Genomic DNA, 14,628 nt, shown 5'->3' with positions numbered 1-14,628 from the left:
CTCGCGCACGCGAGCGTGCTAGCGTAGCGGCGTGAGCTGGCGCTTCGAGCAAAAGACCGACCTCGAGCTCTTCGACGCGTGGACTCGGGGCGACGGCCGGGCGGCCTCGGAGCTGTTCGAACGCCACTTCGACGCCATCGACCGCTTCTTCCGCAACAAGGTCATGGAGGGCTACGAGGACCTCGTGCAGGCGACCTTCGAGGCCGCGCTCAAGGGCCGCGAGCGATTCCGCGCCGAGTCCAGCTTCCGCACCTACCTGTTCGGCATCGCCAACAACCTGCTGTTGGCACACTTTCGCGCCCGCAAGCGCGACCGCTCGCGCCTCGAGTTCACGGAGGTCAGCGCCTGCGATCTCGCCCCGGGGCCGAGCACTCTGTTTCGAGCCCAGCGCGAGCAACAGCTGCTGCTCGAGGCCCTGCGGCGGATCCCCGTGGAGTATCAGACCGTGCTCGAGCTCTACTACTGGGAGGAGCTCTCCGGCGGGGCGATCGCCGACATCGTCGAGCTGCCCGAGAACACGGTCCGCAGCCGGATCAGAAAAGGCAAGGAGCTGCTTCAGCGACAGATGCGGATCTTGGCCCGCAACCCCGAGGAGCTCCAGAGCACGCTGGCAGATCTCGAGGCCTGGGTGCGCTCGATCCATACGCGCGTCAAGAAGGACGACGAGTCGCCGGCGACGACCTGATCCAGACACGCAAAAACGAGCTCTCACTCATACCGAGTGGGAGCTCGTCCTTCGCAGTGATCCAGCTTCGATCGCTCAGCCGCCGGTGCCACTCTGGCGCTTGATCTTGAAGCTGCCGGAGCTCGACAGGCTGTCCTCGTCGCGCGTGACGGTGTAGGTGAAGCGATGGCTGGTCTCGGTGCCGGGATCCGGCACGAGGAAGGTCCCCGAGCCGCCGCCGACCCAGGTCACGGAGTCCAGCGACCAACCCGAGGGCGGCTGAATCGACACCGAGATCGCGCTCCCGGAGAAGGCGTCGGTGATCAGGTTGCCTTGAACGTCGCCGTCTTCGAGCTCCAAGGCTCCGGTGGGGTCGATGAGAGTGCTGAGAGCGGGTTGAGCTTCGTCGGTGAAGTTGTAGTTCACGGTTCTTCTCCGGTGGACAGATGACAGAGCGGTCGAGTCAGTCTTGGTGGTCGGTGTCTGCCTGGACGCGGTCCAAGAGGACGCGCGCGCGCAGGCTCTCGCTGGGAGATTCTTGGGGCAGCAGCGCGAGCGCCTCGTCGACGGAGGCCCGCGCGAGCGCGCGCTCGCCCCGAGCGAGGTGGACCTCGGCCAGCCCCAGGTGCAGGTCCGCCAGGTCGTGGCTCGAGACCCCTTCGGCGGCCTGGTAGCTGACGAGGGCGGTCTGATAGCTGCTGAGGGCGGCCTGGAAGTCGCCCTCGTCGGCCAAGATCGCGGCGAGGCGCCCCTCGAGGTAGGCCACGCGCAGCTCGTCGTGCACCGCGGCGCCACGACACAGCGCGATCGCCTCGCGCACGGCCTCCTCGGCGACCTCGTGGCGACCCGCGGCGCTCTCGACAGCCGCGAGGCCGTCCAGGGCCCAGTCGCGCTCACCGTAGCCCTCGGCCTTAGCGAGCGCGGCCTCGGCCAGCTCGCGCGCCTCGTCGAGCTGACCACGCTTCAAGGCGATGGCCGTCAGCCCCAGCTTGGCGTGGATGAGCCCCGGGTAGTCGGCCCCGAAGATCGCCTGGTAGCCAGTGGCCGCCACCCGCAGGTGGCGCTCGGCCGCGTCGAGTTCGTCCTGCTCGAGCTCGAGGGCCCCGAGGTCGAAGGTGGCGTCGAGCAGCTTGGGGCTCGAGTAGCCGAACTCTTCGCCCATGGCCAGCACGCGCTCGAGGTCCGTGCGCGCAGCCTCGACCTCCCCCAGAGCGACCAGCACGGAGGCGCGCGTAGCCAGTGAGTTCGCTAGACCCTGCATCGCCGAGGGCTCGGCACGCTCGGCGAACTCGACGGCGCGATCGAAGGCCTCGCGAGCAGAGTCGAGCTTGCCCAAGTAGCGCAGGCGAAGCCCGAGGGCGCAGTGCAGCTCGGCGCGCAGATGTGGCGAGCCGCCGATGCGGTCCACGGACGCCTCCGCCATGCTGGCGATCAATGGCCAGCTATCCCTCTCGTCGGACTCCGCGACCACGGCCGCGAGCTGAATCCACGCGCTCGCGGCGAGCAGCTCGTCGTCGCCGACTTGGGCCTGGGCCAAGGCCTCTCCGAGGGCGCGCCGCGCTTCGGCGCCGTCGAGCTCTCGCCGGGCCTTGCGACCCTCGAGCAGGTAGAGCTCGGCCAGGACCGGCGCATAGTCCAGCGCATCCGCCCGCGCCTTCGCGTCGGCGATGATGTCCTCGGCCAGGGCCATGCGACCAACGTCGACGGCGGCCTGCCCCCGGGCGATGTCCTGGCGCAGCGCGGCGATCTCCGCGACGGCCTCGGCGTCGCGCGGGACCGGGACGCCGCGCTCGATCAGGTCGACGCGCTCACACAGGCCGACGTCGCCGAGACCCGAGAGCAGCGCCGTGCTGTTGACGACCACGTCGGCGTCGGCGTCGGCCAAGGTCTCGACCACCGCCTCGAGCTCGCGCTCGCGCTGGTCGAGGCAGCTCAGGCGCAGCGAGAAGTCCGCGTCGCCCTGCGAGCCCGCGCTCCAGCGCGCCTCACAGGTGCTCAGCCGGGCGTCGGCGATCGTGCCGATGTAGCCGTCGAGGACGTCCTCGACGTGCTCGAAGGCCGGGCTCGCGTAGGCCAGGCCGGTGCCGGCGAAGCGCGCTTCGATCGTCTCGCGCTGCGAGTCCCAGCTCCCGGCGACGGCCTCGCGGTCGAGGGTGCAGCGCTGCGGCTGCTCGGCGCCGGCGGACAGGGCCAGGCCCAGACCCAGGGCCGCGAACAAGCCGCCCGCCACGAGCACCCGCCGCCAGCGACGGCCGCGGTCGCGGTCGAGCTCGACGAGCATGGCTTGCACCGACGGCCAGCGCTCGCTGGGGTCGACGCTCAGGCCGCGCAGCACGGCGTTGCGCAGCCACAGCGGCGCCCCGCTGGACTTGGGGACCTCGAACTCACCGGCGGTCACGCGCAGCACGTACTCGCTGCGGGTCTCGGCGCGGTAGGGGCGGTGGCCGAAGAGCGCCTCGTAGAGCACCACGCAAAACGAGAACTGATCGCTGGCCGCGGAGGTGGACTGGCCGAGGTGCTGCTCCGGCGCCATGTAAGCCGGCGTGCCCAAGACGGCGCCCGTCATCGTCAACACCGTGGCGAAGGCGCTCGGCCCGGAGACGCCAGAGACCCCGGAGCCGGAGGCCTCGACCGTGAGCTCGTCCCCAGAGTTGTCGGTCGGCTCGCCGCCGTGGTTGTCGAGGGTCGACAGCTGCGGCGCGTCTTTGGTCTCGCACTCCTCGCTGGTCCGCGCGAGGCCGAAGTCGAGGACGCGGACCCGGCCGTCTTCGCCGACCATGATGTTCGCCGGCTTGAAGTCGCGGTGGATCAGCCCGGCCTCGTGGGCCGCCGCCAGGCCGCGCCCGGCCTGGACCATGACCGCGAGGATCTCCTCCCAGCTGCGGCTGCGCGCGGCCAGCCAGCGGTCCAAGGTCCGCCCCTCGATGAACTCCATGGCGACGTAGTCGTGGCCGTGGAACTCGCCGATCTCGTGGACCTGGACGACGTTGGGGTGGGACAGGCGGGCGAGGGCCTGGGCCTCGCGCATCATCCGAGCCCGGCCGCGCTCGTCGCTGCCGATGTCCCCGCGCAGGACCTTGACGGCGATCTTGCGATCGAGCTGCTCGTCGAAGGCCGCGTAGACCACCCCCATCCCGCCCTGGCCGAGCTTGCGCAGGATCGTGAAGCGACCCACGCGAACCGGCTTGACGTCGACGCTGCCGGCGGACGAGGGCTCGGTCATCACCTCGCTCTGCTCGCGGGTCTCGTCGCCGTCGGTCGGCTGGCCGAGGTCGGCGAGCAGGCGGGCCTTGATCATCTGCTTGACCAGGTCGTTGCTGTTGCCCGTACCAAACAGGCGAGACTTCACCGAGCCGTCGTTGGTCGACGCTTCCAGGCCCTGGCTGTGCGCTGCTCCGTCCACTCTCCCCCTGTAGTGTCAGCGATGGACAAATCCGTCATGAAAGTTTGCCTTTTCGATCACGCCCCAGGCGCACTTCCCCAAGATCGGCGCTGCCTGGGCGTAATTTGGCGATCTAGCCACGTCAACGCCGGCCCAGGGGCGCATCGGGTGCAGGGCGCAGTGTCCGCCAGCGCCCCGCGAACGCCCTTCGACACAATGGATCGCCCACGACTGGACCCGACCGCCCGACCAGGGTAGCCAGTCACGTGGTCCGCATCCTCGAAGAGCACCGAGGCGCCTCTGCGCCGGGCTCGACGCCCCGCAACCGTCGCTTCGTGATCGGCCTCGAAGACGGCGCCAGCGTCGAGGCGGTGCTCTACCGCGGCGACTCGCTGTGCGTCTCGTCTCAGGTCGGCTGCGCCGTCGGGTGCCCTTTTTGCGCCTCGGGTGCCCACGGCCTCGATCGCCCGCTGCGCCTCGCCGAGCTCATCGGTCAGGTCGAGATCATCACCGAGGCCCTCGCCCGCGAGGCCGCCGCAGACGAGACCGAGGCGCTCGAGATCTCCCGCGTGACCGTGTCCGGTGTCGGCGAGCCGCTCCACAACCCCGGGCCCATGGCCGAGTTCGTGCGCTGGTGCCACGCCCGGGGCGTCCCGGCGAGCCTGACCTCCTCGGGCGGCCCCCTCCCCCGGCTGCGCGAGTGGCTGGGCCCCGACGCGCCCCCGCACAACGGCGTGACCTTGTCGATCCACGCCGGCCGCGAGCAGACCCGGGCGCAGACCGTGCCGAAGGGCCCGGCCCTCGATCCTCTGTTTGCGACCCTCGCCGAGCTCCTGCCCGCGATGTCACGCTCGCGCCGGCGCAAGCTCGCCCTGGCCTACCTGCTGCTCGCCGGGCGCAACGACGAGGACGCCGAGATCGACGCCTTCTTGGCGCGCGCGCGCCCCCTCGACCTCAAGATCCACCTCTATCGCTACAACCCCGTGCCGACCTCCAGCCAGCCGCCGCTCAGCGAAGCGCGCTACCAGGCGATCTACGACCGCATGCGCGGCGCCGGCCTCGACGTCCGCCGCAGCTCCCAGGCGCGCATCGAGGACAACGGCGGCTGCGGCACCCTGGTCGCTCTGCGCCGCGCCCGAAACCAGCGCGCGACGCAGGACACAGCGCCCTCCGGCCCGAGCTGAGCCATCCTCCGCGAAGCCGCCCTCCCAGGCGCCCGGGTTTCAGCGCAGGGCTGGTGTGCATTAATGTCGGAGGGCTGTCCGTGCCCCGCACCCTCGCCCAGAGCCCGCCCTCGCGTCCACGCCTGCTGCGGACAACCGTGCTGGCCGCGCTCGCGGGCCTCGTGTCTGCGCTCGCGCTCCCCTCGGCCCACGCCGGCGAGTTCGAGGATGAGGACGGGCTCCAGGATGAAGAGCCCAACCCCGCCACGCCCGAGGTCGTCGGCCCCGAGGTCGGCGAGCGTCCCCAGGCCCACGACGCCCCCAACCACGATCGTCGCGGCCTGCGGATCACCGCCACCCGCGTCGACGACAGCGAGGTCCTCGTCGACGGCGTGCTCGACGATCCCGCCTGGCCGCGGGTCCCCCAGCTCCCCGAGCTCGTCCAGCAGGCCCCGATGTTCGGCGCCTCGGCCCGGCACCCCACGCAGATCCGCGCCGCCTACGGCAAGGAGGGGCTCTACTTCGCGTTCGTCTGCCACGAGCCCCACGGAGAGGTCGTCGCGCCCTTCTTTCAGCGCGATCAGATCGTCGCCTCCGACTACGTCCTGGTCGAGATCGACAGCAACGGCGACGACACCAGCGGCTACGTGTTCGGCGTCAGCCCCTCGGGGGCGATCTTCGACGGTCAGCTGTTCCGCGACACCCAAGAGGAGCTGCTGTGGGACGGAGTATTTCAGGCCGAGTCCAAGGCGATCGAAGGTGGCTGGAGCGCGGAGATCTTCGTGCCCTGGTCGACCATGCGCTTCGAGCAGGGCGAGACCAACACCATCGGCCTGAACTTCACCCGGGTGATCAACGACGAGCAGGAGGTCGCGCGGCTGAGCTTCGCGCCCCAGGGTGTGCCCGCGCGGGTGTCCGAGGCCATCGACTGGGCGGGGATCCGCGACATCGACGGCGGCCTCAACCTCGAGCTCCAGCCCTTCGTGTCCGGGCGCTTCGCCCTCCAGCGCCCGAGCGAGAGCCTCGACCAAAGCTGGCGCGCCCTGCCCAACGCCGGCTTCGATCTCAAGTATGGGATCACCGGCGACCTGACCTTGGACCTCGCCGTCAACCCGGACTTCGGCCAGGCCGAGGTCGACGCGGCGGTCCTCAACCTCGGGCCCTTCGAGGTCTACTTCCCCGAGAAGCGGCGCTTCTTCCTCGAGTCCAAGGAGATCTTCGAGACCCGCTTCCCGCTGTTCTACTCGCGACGGATCGGCGCCGCGCCCAACCCCGGCGACGCCGCGCTCGGCAGCCGGGTGATCTACGGTGAGGCCCAGGACGCCGAGCTCGTCGCCCTCGATCCCCTGACCCGGGTGCTCGGCTCGGCGCGGCTTACCGGCCAGATCGCTCCGGGCTGGGTCATGGGCGTGCTGTCTGCGATCACCGGCCCGACCTGGGGCGTCGAGCGCTACGCCGACGGCAGCGAGCAGCGCCTGGTCGTCGATCCGCTCAGCGCGTGGACCGTGGCTCGGCTGCGCCGCCACTTCGATCCCCAGACCTGGGTGGGCGGCATCGTTACCAACGTCGCCCGGGCCGGCGCCGACCCGGAGGCGGTGACCGGGGGCTTCGACTACAACATCAACTTTCGTCGCCGCTGGATCCACGGCGCCCAGGTGATCGCCACCCACGACGGCGAGGACTCGGGCATGGGCGGGAGCGCCAGCGTGGTCCGCTCGGGGCGGCGGACCAATTGGAGCCTCTCGGGCGAGTTTTTGACGCCCCACGCCAACTTCTCGGATCTCGGGTACATGACCCAGACCAACTACCTGCGCGCGGCCACGGCCCTGTCGGTGTTCAACGCCCAGCCCGTGGGGCCGATGCGCGAGCTCTCGGCCACCTTGGACGTCGCGCTCTCGTCGAGCTTCGCCGGGCAGCTGACCGAGAAGTACAGCCTGCTCAGCCTGGCCGCCGAGACCTCGAGCCTGTGGCGGGTCACGGCCTTCGCCGGCGGGCACCTCCCGCAGCTCGATCTCTTCGAGACCCGGGGCAACGTCGCCTACGAGGTCCCGCTGCACTGGTATGCCGGCTTTCGCGTGTACAGCCCCCGCAACAAGCGCTTCGTGGCCAGCTGGGGCGGCAACTATGGCGAGCAAAACCCCCGCGAGCGCAACCCCGGCCCCGACGTCTACCTGGACCTGGCCGTGCGCCCCGTCGACCGCCTACAGATCAGCTTGGGCACGGCCTGGAACGCGAGCTTCGGGCGGCCGCGCTGGGTCGGCGAGCGCGAGGCCGACGAGGTCCCGATCTTCGCCCGCGCGACGATCATGTCGACCAACCTCAACCTGCGCGGGACCTTGGCGATCACCCCGCGGCTGTCGCTGACGACCTACAACCAGCTGCTCTACAGCACCGCGCACCACGACGAGTTCTTCGAGCTGCGCGCCCCCGACGAGCTCGTGCTCACGGACCCGGATCCCTGGTACGGCGCCGTGGACCAGGGCCTGACCAGCCTGACCAGCAACTCGATCCTGCGCTGGGAGTACCTTCCCGGCAGCTTCTTGTTCGTGGCCTACACCCACCGCACGAGCCTCTCGGAGTCCGAGGGCGAGATCCAGTACGTGGCCCTGCGCGGGCTGACCAACCTCGCCGCCGACGCGGCCCAGCACGAGGACGTGCTCTTCGTGAAGCTCGGCTACCTCTTTGGCGCCTGACTTCAGGGCGTCTTCAGGCTGTGGACTTCAGACACTCGACGATCGCCGCGACCACCCCCGCCTCGCTCGGCGTCTTGGACACGGCGTCGACGCGCACGCCCAGGGCCGCGATCGCGTCGGCGGTGACCGGGCCGATGGCCACGACCTTGGCGGCGGCGAGCAGCGCCCGGGCCTCGTCCTCGCCCAAGCCCTCACCGAGGGTCTCGAGGAAGTGCCGAGCGGTGCGCCCGCTGGCGAAGGCGACGGCGTCGAAGCCCTCGCCACCGTCGGCGGCGGCGCGCAGCGATCGCAGCAAGAGCGCGGGCACCTCGGGGCGGATGGTGCGGTAGCCGACGGTCAGCACGAGCTCGCCGCCGGCCGCCGCGATCGCCCGGCCGAGCAGCGCCCGGCCCTCGTCGGCGCGGATCTGCAGCCAGCGCGCGCCCAGCAGCCCACGCGCGTCGAGGGCGTCGATCAGCCCCTCCGCCCGGGCGCGATCGGGGATGATGTCCGGACGCAGGCCGCGAGCCTGGCAGCGCCTCGCGGTGCCCGTGCCGATCGCCGCGACCTGCAGGTGCGCGAGGCTGCGGACGTCGAGCTCGAGGCGGTCGAGGGCCTCGAAGAGCGCGTCGGCGGCGTTGGGGCTCGAGACGATCACCCCGCGCAGGCTCGCCAGGGACTCGCGGCTCAAGGCGCGATCGATGGCCGCGCGCGCCTCCTCGCCGGGGTCGACGAAGTCCAGGCAGGGGAAGGCGACCGCGTCGGCGCCGGCGGCCGCGAGCTCGTGGACCAGACCGCCGGCCTGGCGCGCGGCTCGGGTCACGACCACCCGGCGGCCAAAGAGCGGGCGGCGCTCGATCCACGCGATGTGCTCGCGCAGGCCGACCACATCACCGACGATCATCACGGCGGGCGCACGGATCCCCGCCTCGGCCATGCGCTCGGCGATATCTGCCAAGCTCCCGACGACCGTCTGCTGGATCCCGCGAGTCCCCCAGCGCACGACCGCCGCCGGCGTGCTCGGCTCGCGGCCCGCGGCGATCAGCTTGTCGGCGTTGGTCCGCGCGTTCTTGACGGACATCATCAGCACCAAGGTCCCGGCGCTCTGGGCCAGGTGGTCCCAGGCGACCGCGAGCCCGGCCTTTTCGTAGGCCTCGTAGCCCGAGACGAAGCTGACCGAGGGCGTGTGGTCGCGGTGGGTGATGGGGATCCCCGCGGCCTCGGGGGCGGCGATCGGCGAGGACACGCCGGGCACGAATTCGAAGTCCACGCCGCGCTCGCGCAGATAGCGGGCCTCCTCGGCGCCGCGGCCAAAGACCATCGGGTCCCCGCCCTTGAGCCGGACCACGCGCGCGCCGGCCTGGGCGTGCTCGACCATCAGCGCGTTGACCCGGGCCTGATCCAGGCGCAGGCCCGCGGACTCGTGCGGCCCGCGGGCGCGCTGGAAGACCTTCGCGTCGCCGCGGGCGTGCATCAGCACCGCCGGGTTGACGAGGTAGTCGACGATCAGCACGTCCGCGCGACGGATGCGATCGCGCGCGGCCAAGGTGAGCAGCTCCGGGTCCCAGGGACCGGCGCCGACGAGGGAGACAAAGCCGCCTTCGGGCATGTGCACGCGAGGATAAACCGAGGTCGGTGGGCGAGCGCGAGCGGCTCGACCTCTGGCGCGCGAGCGGCTCGACCGCTGGCGCGCGAGCGGCTCGACCGCCGCTTCGTCGTATCCGTCTCGATGGCGTCCCCCGTCGCCGCGGGGCATATACTCACGCGACCGTGAGCGCCCCCCACGACTCCCGCGCCGACTCCCGCGCCGACGCCCGCCCCCCCCTGGTGGTGGTCGGAGCCGGCCACGCTGGCCTCGAGGCAGCCTTCGCCGCGGCCCGCGTCGGCGCGTCCGTGGTCGTGGTCACCGGCCGCCTCGACACCATCGGCCTCACCCCCTGCAACCCCAGCGTGGGCGGCGTGGCCAAGGGTCACCTCGTCCACGAGATCCACGCCCTCGGCGGGTTCATGGGCCAGGCCGCCGACGCCTGCGCCATCCATGGTCGGGTGCTCAACCTCAGCAAGGGCCCGGCCGTGCACTCCACCCGGCTGCAGGTCGACAAGGCCCGCTACGCCGCCAACGCCCGCGCCGCGCTCCTCGGCCACCCGGGCGTGAAAGTGATCGAGGGCCTGGTCGCGGCGATCCGCGTCGAGGGCTCGGCGGTCCGCGGGGTCGAGCTCGAGGACGGCCAGACCCTCCCCGCCGCCGCCGTGGTCGTGACCACCGGCACCTTCTTGGGCGGGGTGCTGCACACCGGCGCCTCCCAGACCCCCGGCGGACGCGTGGGCGAGGCGCCCGCCAGCGCGCTCTCGCTACAGCTCGCCGCCCTCGGCTTTCGCCTGGTCCGACTCAAGACCGGCACGCCGCCGCGCCTCGATCGCGCGACCATCGACTGGGGCCGCCTCGAGGCCCAGGGCAGCGACGACCCCTTCCCTCGCTTTTGCGCCCCCGACGACCCCGAGGCCCCGCCGCGCTTGCCCGAGGTCCACTGCCACATCACCTACACCAACGAGGCCGTCCACGAGCTGATCCGCGCGCGGCTGCACGACTCGCCGATGTACTCGGGGCAGATCGAGGGGGTGGGCCCGCGCTATTGCCCGTCGATCGAAGACAAGGTCGTGCGCTTCGGCGATCGCCCGCGCCACCAGATCTTCTTGGAGCCCGAGGGCCTCGACCCCGACGCGCTGGTCTACCCCAACGGCATCTCCACCAGCCTGCCCGCGGACGTCCAGGCCGACATGGTCCACGCCATCGACGGCCTCGAGGACACGCGCATCGTCCGGCCCGGCTACGCCGTGGAGTACGACGCCGTCGACGCCCGCGCGCTCACCCACGCCCTCGCCAGCAAGGACATCGAGGGGCTCTACTTCGCCGGGCAGATCAACGGCACCTCCGGCTACGAGGAGGCCGGGATCCAGGGGCTGATCGCCGGGGCCAACGCGGCGCTGTGGCTAGGCGGGCGCCCGCCCCTGCACATCGAGCGCGACCAGGGCTACGCCGGCGTGCTCGTCGACGACCTCGTGACCGTGGGCTGCGACGAGCCCTATCGCATGTTCACGTCGCGGGCCGAGTACCGCATGCAGCTGCGTGAAGACAACGCCGACGCCCGGCTGACCGAGCTTGCCTACGCCGCGGGGCTCGTCGATCAGGCCCGCCGCGATCGCGTACGCCAGCGCCGCGAGCGGGTCGACGCCTGCGCCCACACCCTTCAACGCGAGGGCGACGCCCCCGACATGCCCGCCTGGATCGCCAAGAAGGCCCGGGCCCAGCTCGTCTATGCCGGCTACATCGATCGCCAACGCCGCGAGGTCGCGCGCATCCGCGGCGAGTCGGGAGATCTCCCGATCCCCAGCGACCTCGACTACTTCAGCCTCGAAGGCCTCAACCGCGAGTCGGCCGAGCGCCTCACCGCCGTGCGCCCCAGCTCCACCGCGCAGGCCGCCCGGATCCCCGGGATCACTCCTGGCGCCCTCGCGTGTGTTTGGGCCCACGCGCGTCTGCTACGTCGCGCCGCCAAGACCGCGAACTCTAACGCGAACACCTGAGCGCCCCACCCCTCGCCCCACTTTCAGCGGGTCAGCTGCGCATGCGCTCGATGAGGTCGGCGAGGAGCACCTCGTCGATCTCGCTCATGTCTTTGAAACGGACAGCGATCCCGCGCTGCCGACCTTCGTCTGCGGTGCCGGCGCGAACAACCTCGGCCTCCAGCATCAGGGGGTTGCGATCGGTCCCCCGGTTGAAGGCCACGGTGACAGTAGAACCTTCCGGAAGGGGGCGATTTGTGCGGACAAATGCCCCACTGGTCGAAAGATCAATTGTCCGCGACATCAGCATATAATGATGGTCGGGAGCGTGAAGCTTGAGCTCGATTGCCACGGAGACTCGGGGACGTGCGCGGCGGTCTCGAGAGTTCGTCTCACTCACGGCAGCTTCCACGGCCCCTTTATAGCACCTATATAGCGGCCACCAAAGCCAAAATGCGCGCGTTTTCGGCGTTTTCGGGTCGAAGGTACAGTATGACCCCCACGTCGTGGGGTACGCGCCGAGAGATCCCGGTGGGTCTATCGTGAACCGCGCATCGAACGCTCCTTTTATGTCGCTTTTCATGCATTGAATGCATCGAATTCCACGCAAATCAGCATGTAGCGAACTGCCCCGCCTTGGGTCGGGCTCCGCGCCGACGTCCTCGACTGCGCCTTGACCCGAGGGCTCGGCTGAGCAAAATGCACCGGCCTTGGCGACCCCTCCCACATCGGCTCTGGAGCCTCGACGCTGGAGGTGGGCTTGAAGATCCACTTCATCGGTATCGGCGGCACGGGCATGGGTGCCCTGGCCGGGATGCTCAAGGCGGCCGGCCACGACGTCCGCGGCTCCGACGGGCCGCTCTACCCGCCCATGTCCACCCAGCTCGCGCGCGCCGGGATCCCGGTGTTCGAGGGCTACCGGGCCGAGAACCTGGCCTGGGATCCGCAGTGCGTGGTGGTCGGCAACGTCTGCCGCCGCGACCACGTGGAGGTGGTCGCGGCCGAGCAGCGCGGCATCACCCTCGAGAGCTTCCCGAGCATGCTCGAGAGCAGCCTGCTGTCCGAGCGCCGCTCGCTGGTCGTCGCCGGCACCCACGGCAAGACCACCACCTCGAGCTTGCTGACCCACCTGCTGCGCTCGGCCGGCGCGGACCCGAGCTGGCTGATCGGCGGCGTGCCCCAAAACCTGGGCACCGGCAGCCACCTCGGCGGCGGTGACGGCATCGTCCTCGAGGGCGACGAGTACGACACGGCCTTCTTCGACAAGAAGTCCAAGTTCCTCCACTACCGCCCGGCCAAGGCGATCCTGACCAGCGTCGAGTTCGACCACGCCGACATCTTCGACACCTACGAGCAGGTCCGCGACGCCTTCGTCGAGTTCGTCGCGTTGATCCCCGAGCAGGGGCTTTTGGTCGTCGACGCCGGCAACCCCGGGGCCATGGAGGTCGCGGCCCAAGCTCGCTGCGAGGTCCAGACCTACCGCGTGCTCGGGCGCAACGAGGCCCCGAGCGCCGACGCGGCCACCTGGTGCGTGCGCTCGACCAGCCGCGCCGGCGCCCGGCGGACCAGCTTCGAGATCTACGAGCGCGGCGAGCTCGTCGGGAAGTTCTCGACGCTGCTCAGCGGCAACTACAACCTCGCCAACATCACGGCCGCCTTCGCCGTGGCCCGCTCCGAGGGCTGCACCGTCGAGGCCCTGGGCGACGCGATCCGCATGTTCCGCGGGGTCAAGCGCCGCCAGGAGCTGCTCGGCATGGTCCAGGGCGTGCGCGTGATCCAGGACTTCGCGCACCACCCCACCGCCGTCGCCCTGACGATCGGGGCCCTGCGCCGGCGCTACCCCGAGCAGAACCTGCACGTGTGCTTCGAACCGCGCTCGTCCTCCTCGCGGCGCGACGTGTTCTTCGCCGGCTACAGCCAGGCCTTCGACGGCGCCTCGCGGATCTACGTGGCTCCGGTCCACGCGCCCGAGAAGGTCCCCGACGGCCAGCTCCTCGACGTCGCGGCGCTGGCCGCCAAGCTGCGCGAGCGTGGCCTGGACGCCCAGCACTTCGCCACCATCGAGGCTCTGGCTCAGTCGGTGCTCGAGAAGGCCGCCCCCGGCGACACCGTGGTGCTGCTCTCCTCGGGCGCCTTCGGCGGCCTCGCCGATCGCCTGCTCGAGGGCTTTGGCGACGCCGTCACCTTCGCCCAGCCCGAGGACAGCGCGGCCATCGACGCCCTGCTGACGCGCTTTCGCATGGCCACGCTCACCGACCACGAGCAGGTCGAGAGCCTGATCATTCGGCCCAGCCGCGAGCGGCGTCAAAGCGCCGACAACGCCGGCACCGAGCTGCCCGAGCTGATCGGCTGCGTGAACCTCCAGCTCGTCGGCGACCAGGCGTTCTTGTTCGGCCTCGCGGTCGCCGAGGCCTGCCGCGGCGAGGGCCTGGGCTGGGTCCTGGCCGACAGCATCATGCGCCGCGCCCGGACCTTGGGCGCGCGCGAGGTCTACCTGATCGCCACCGAGACGGCGGAGTTCTTCACCGACAAGCTGGGCTTCTCGCTGGTCGAGATCGACGACATCGATCCTCGCGTCCGCGCCCTGTCCAACTTCGCGGCCGCGAACCGCCCCGGCGCACAATACATGGCGCTGACGCTCTCGACCGAGCCGTGATCGGCAGACATCCAGGGCGAATTCGAGGCATCATTCGCGGCATGACTGGTGGCACGCTCAGCTTCCTGGCGTTCGCGGCCGTCGCCGTGATCGCGGCGGGCTCGGCGATGTTCGCCCGGCGAGCCAGCGCCAGCCTGGCCGGCTTCTGCGTCGCCCTGCTCGCGCTCATCGTCCCCTTCGCCTCGCTCGGCGCCCCCCTGCTCGGCGCCCTCGTCCTCGCCCTCGCCGCCATGATCATGGCCACGCTGCTCGGGCTCTCCCGCCTCGAGGCCGCCGCGCCAGAGCAGCGAGCGCCCCGCTCTTCCCTGTTTTGGCTCGGCGCGGGCGCGGGCCTGCTCGCCTTCACCTGGCTCCTCGGCAGCGTCCTGTCCCGGCAGTTCATCGACACCCCGCCGACGCCCATGGCCGCCAGCGCGCGCCAGGGCCTCACGCTCCCGCTGATCCCCTCGCTCGCCGTCGCGCTGATCGCCCTTTGCGTCGCGCTCTGCGCCACCTTGGCCGCGCGCGCCGAGGGGCGCGAGTAGGCC

At 71.0% G+C, this 14,628-nt stretch carries 10 protein-coding genes; 6 read left to right on the top strand and 4 right to left on the bottom strand.

The window, feature by feature from the left end:
* The first annotated feature begins 31 nt into the window (after positions 1-31).
* Positions 32-685 carry an RNA polymerase sigma factor gene (locus G6O69_RS23390; RefSeq protein ID WP_172305733.1) on the top strand — a complete coding sequence of 218 codons (654 nt, stop codon included), beginning with the start codon at positions 32-34 and terminating at the stop codon, positions 683-685.
* 75 nt (positions 686-760) lie between these two features.
* Here G6O69_RS23390 and G6O69_RS23385 read toward each other — a convergent pair whose 3' ends face one another.
* Both G6O69_RS23385 and G6O69_RS23380 read right to left on the bottom strand, forming a co-directional pair.
* Positions 761-1,090, bottom strand: coding sequence for a hypothetical protein (locus tag G6O69_RS23385; protein WP_172305732.1), 330 nt, complete (start codon positions 1,088-1,090; stop codon positions 761-763).
* 37 nt (positions 1,091-1,127) lie between these two features.
* The gene (locus G6O69_RS23380; protein WP_172305731.1) at positions 1,128-4,067 is read right to left on the bottom strand and encodes a serine/threonine-protein kinase; all 2,940 of its coding nucleotides are present in this window, start codon (positions 4,065-4,067) and stop codon (positions 1,128-1,130) included.
* Positions 4,068-4,312: 245 nt separating this feature from the next.
* Here G6O69_RS23380 and G6O69_RS23375 point away from each other — a divergent pair, with 245 nt between their 5' ends.
* Both G6O69_RS23375 and G6O69_RS23370 read left to right on the top strand, forming a co-directional pair.
* Complete coding sequence (locus tag G6O69_RS23375) at positions 4,313-5,230, top strand: radical SAM protein (RefSeq protein WP_172305730.1); 918 nt, start codon at positions 4,313-4,315, stop codon at positions 5,228-5,230.
* An 80-nt stretch (positions 5,231-5,310) separates the two neighbouring features.
* A complete protein-coding gene (locus tag G6O69_RS23370; RefSeq protein ID WP_172305729.1) occupies positions 5,311-7,902 on the top strand; it encodes a DUF5916 domain-containing protein in 2,592 nt (863 codons plus the stop codon).
* 13 nt (positions 7,903-7,915) lie between these two features.
* Here G6O69_RS23370 and cobA read toward each other — a convergent pair whose 3' ends face one another.
* Entirely contained in the window at positions 7,916-9,490 is a 1,575-nt protein-coding gene (cobA, locus tag G6O69_RS23365; RefSeq protein ID WP_172305728.1) for a uroporphyrinogen-III C-methyltransferase, read from the bottom strand.
* Between the two features lie 161 nt (positions 9,491-9,651).
* Between cobA and mnmG the strand changes: the two genes are divergently transcribed.
* Positions 9,652-11,466, top strand: coding sequence for a tRNA uridine-5-carboxymethylaminomethyl(34) synthesis enzyme MnmG (mnmG, locus tag G6O69_RS23360; RefSeq protein WP_346017078.1), 1,815 nt, complete (start codon positions 9,652-9,654; stop codon positions 11,464-11,466).
* Positions 11,467-11,497: 31 nt separating this feature from the next.
* Here mnmG and G6O69_RS40485 read toward each other — a convergent pair whose 3' ends face one another.
* Complete coding sequence (locus G6O69_RS40485) at positions 11,498-12,028, bottom strand: PilZ domain-containing protein (protein ID WP_255215858.1); 531 nt, start codon at positions 12,026-12,028, stop codon at positions 11,498-11,500.
* A 177-nt stretch (positions 12,029-12,205) separates the two neighbouring features.
* On the opposite strand from G6O69_RS40485, the gene G6O69_RS23350 reads away from it, so the two are divergent.
* Entirely contained in the window at positions 12,206-14,101 is a 1,896-nt protein-coding gene (locus G6O69_RS23350) for a GNAT family N-acetyltransferase (RefSeq protein WP_172305726.1), read from the top strand.
* 41 nt (positions 14,102-14,142) lie between these two features.
* Complete coding sequence (locus G6O69_RS23345; RefSeq protein WP_172305725.1) at positions 14,143-14,625, top strand: hypothetical protein; 483 nt, start codon at positions 14,143-14,145, stop codon at positions 14,623-14,625.
* Positions 14,626-14,628 lie beyond the last annotated feature (3 nt).

This window comes from Pseudenhygromyxa sp. WMMC2535 (assembly GCF_011083025.2).
Note: the sequence above shows the minus strand (reverse complement) of the source record. Positions and strands in the feature narration are given on the sequence as shown.